This window comes from Paraburkholderia kururiensis JCM 10599 = LMG 19447 (assembly GCF_003986935.1).
Lineage (GTDB): Bacteria > Pseudomonadota > Gammaproteobacteria > Burkholderiales > Burkholderiaceae > Paraburkholderia > Paraburkholderia kururiensis.
This window is the reverse complement of the sequence record NZ_RJZE01000121.1, coordinates 1-612: the sequence shown is the minus strand read 5'-3', so window position 1 is coordinate 612 and position 612 is coordinate 1. Positions and strand designations below refer to the sequence as shown.

1 pseudogene is annotated in these 612 nt (G+C 63.1%); it reads left to right on the top strand.

The annotated features are described in order from the left end of the window. Positions 1–599: pseudogene (locus tag PKKP23_RS33560) on the top strand (hypothetical protein); the annotation flags it as partial. Positions 600–612: the final 13 nt, after the last annotated feature.

Sequence of the window (612 nt, the reverse complement as noted above, 5' to 3'; positions counted from 1 at the left end):
GCGCGCTGCATCTGCTTCCCGACAACTATCACCTCGCCATTTTCGGGGGCGTGCACCCCGAGGCGATCCAGCAGGGCGTGCCGCTCGACCCCTACATCGCCGAACTGCTGAGGATCGTAAGCCCCGGACGCAACTGGCTCGAAGAGGTGGGAAACGGGCAGGGCAAGGCGATCAGTCTCACCACATCGGTGGACGATCTGCTGCGCCTCGCGCGGACACGTCACGTCTCCGATATCTCGCGTCGCACCCACTTCATGGGTCCGATGAGCGACGACCAGTTTCCGCACGCCATGGCGGTATGCGATGCGGTGCTGCTGCCTTACCTCGAGGTGGGACAGTCCGCTTCGGGGCCAATGTCGATGGCGGTCAATCTGAACCGGCCCGTCATCGCGACACGAACGAAGACCTTCATGCAGTTCTCGCGCTACTACCCGGGCCGCGTCGAGCTATTCGACATCGGCAACTACCTGCAGCTGAGCCAGATTATCGAGGCAGGCGCGTTCAGGAGAGGAAGCGCGCCGCGCATGGAGAACCAGCCGGACACGTCGACCAACGTCGAGATATACCGCAAGGCGTTGTTCGCCACGGCGGGCACGTGACACGGCAAATGCA